This window comes from Pantoea eucrina (assembly GCF_002095385.1).
GTDB lineage: Bacteria > Pseudomonadota > Gammaproteobacteria > Enterobacterales > Enterobacteriaceae > Pantoea > Pantoea eucrina.
Genome location: NZ_MIPP01000086.1, coordinates 1 through 2,160, shown reverse-complemented (window position 1 = coordinate 2,160; position 2,160 = coordinate 1). Strand labels below are relative to the sequence as shown.

Here is a 2,160-nt window from a genome sequence, read left to right as displayed (position 1 = left end):
GGGAGCATTACCTAATTCTGCACCCTGAATATGGTTACTTTAAGCCTAAGGCTGTTACTTACATTAAACTCCTGAAAGCCCGCTCATCACCTCCTTGTAGTTTTGACAAGGAGCAGGATTTTTATTGTTCAATAATTTGAACCAAAATATTTTTTCGCCTTACTATTAGTACCCTATAGTTTTATAAAAGAGGGTTTATAATTTTACTTATGACAGGGTAAGCATTTACAAAAATGTGATGCGCTTTTCATTTCCTAAAACACTTCTCACCTAAACTATCAATACTTTTAACTTAATTAATCTCCTCTTAAATACCTCAATATCGAATGCTATGTCAGTGACATCTTAAATCATCAACACAAAAATTTTCATTAAGTCAGTGGTGGTTATATGAAACTGAGAAAAAGATTCTGCTTATGCATCGTAACTTCTGTAGGGTTATTAGCTGGTTGTATCAATTCCCCATGGAACCCCTTTCCTAGTAATGCAGGCAAAATAGAAGGGGTTGTGTGGTGCAACCAGAGATATCTTGATATGGTTGATGATTATCAGAAAATTGATTACGAAACTAAAAAAAAGCTGGCTTTAGCCAAAGAAGGTTACGTTTATGCACTGGCTGCTACACTAACCTTGCAAAAAAATAACCCTGACAAGCAATTTAACTTCATAACCCCTAGTTATCTTGAGAAAATAAAAGAGCTCTCGAAAGATAATGTGGGTTTTTTAACGGTTTTGCTGCAGAATCATTTATATATAGCAACCAATTCACTGGGGAAAAAGAACTCATTGTTGCTTTTCGAGGCTCAGATGATTTTTTTAAAGATTATCTGTTCCAAAACCTTGCACCGTTTCCGGTTCAAAATAAGTATGCTCGCGAATATGTTAAAGAGGCTATAAAGTACAGGGAAAGAAGGGCCGGTTTTTTTGGTCCAAAAACAGTTGTTGTAGGTAACTCTCTTGGCGGAGGTCTAGCAGCTCATGTAACGAATAGTGAAGAGACTGCGAATGATATTACAGACGCTTGGGTCTTTAATCCCTCGCCCAGAACAGGTGTACTTCCCCCTCTAGGTGGAAACCCTAAAATCAGGCTCCTTTCAACCAAATCAGAAGCATTAAATATCTCTCAAAGAAAGGGCTTGGGAGTTCAGCACCAGAATGAATATACAGGATTTAATCTGATAAAAAGCAGCTCAATTTACAATCATTATAGATGGGTGCTTATGAGAGAAATTCTATGGTATGCCGACTTTGCATTTTATTTAGATTCAGATAAAAAAGCCAAAACCACTCCCCCACTGGAAATAATACAGGCACAAAATATAACCTCAGCACAATGCGGAGAAACAAATAAGATAACCGACGCCAGACGGAAAGAATATGAAGAGGATGTCAGTTCTCGTATTAAGAAAGGAAGTGTTGATTTAAAAGAAGTTACTGAGGTTGATAAAAAACACCTCTAAATTACTGCGCCAAATATATTGCGATAAATGGTTATCGTTAATATGTGATAAAGCGTTTTAAGAGCCATAAAAGAGACGACTTAATAAATATTGCATCCAAAGAAGAGGCATAAATCCACCACTAAAAAGGAACCATTAAGGATTAAAAAAGGTTCCTATTTGGTACTAAAAATGAATCATTAATGTACCAAAAAGGGCATTTTTTGGCCATTTTTTCAACTTTGCGTAAGGAATTTATTGACCAGCTTAGTCAGTGCCTCTAAGGTTGTGACAATTTCAGGCTTAAATCATACGGAGTTGTCACATGATTATTCATGTTGGTAATGGTAAGGGCGGCTGTGGAAAGTCCACACTGGCCGTTAACCTGGCTATTGAGTATGCCCGTCGTGGTGAAGATGTACTTTATATCGATGGTGATAAGCAGGGTACAGGAACTCGTTTTTTTAACGACCGTAATGAAGCAGGCCACCAGCCGATAGTTCATGCCATTCAAAAGTTTGACAATATCCGCGATACCCTGCTGGATATGAAAAAACGGTAATGCTCCCAACTTACTGATAGTGTTTTATGTTCAGATAATGCCCGATGACCTTGTCATGCAGCTCCACCGATTTTGAGAACGACAGTGACTTCCGTCCCAGCCTTGCCAGATGTTGTCTCAGGTTCGGGTTATGTCGCTCAATGCGCTGAGTGTAACGCC

4 protein-coding genes are annotated in these 2,160 nt (G+C 38.2%); 3 read left to right on the top strand and 1 reads right to left on the bottom strand.

All coding sequences use genetic code 11. The features are described from left to right. Positions 1 to 390 precede the first annotated feature (390 nt). The 3 genes from HA43_RS18450 (at position 391) to HA43_RS18440 (ending at position 2,001) form a co-directional block, all read left to right on the top strand. Complete coding sequence (locus HA43_RS18450; protein WP_128083832.1) at positions 391 to 897, top strand: hypothetical protein; 507 nt, start codon at positions 391 to 393, stop codon at positions 895 to 897. Positions 898 to 1,220: 323 nt separating this feature from the next. Further along, positions 1,221 to 1,460, top strand: coding sequence for a hypothetical protein (locus tag HA43_RS18445; RefSeq protein WP_094112326.1), 240 nt, complete (start codon positions 1,221 to 1,223; stop codon positions 1,458 to 1,460). A gap of 304 nt (positions 1,461 to 1,764) precedes the next feature. After that, positions 1,765 to 2,001, top strand: coding sequence for a ParA family protein (locus tag HA43_RS18440; RefSeq protein WP_065647930.1), 237 nt, complete (start codon positions 1,765 to 1,767; stop codon positions 1,999 to 2,001). A gap of 10 nt (positions 2,002 to 2,011) precedes the next feature. Here the strand turns inward: HA43_RS18440 and HA43_RS18435 are convergent. Then, a partial coding sequence (locus tag HA43_RS18435; RefSeq protein WP_244555243.1) for an IS1 family transposase occupies positions 2,012 to 2,160 on the bottom strand: 149 nt, incomplete at its 5' end.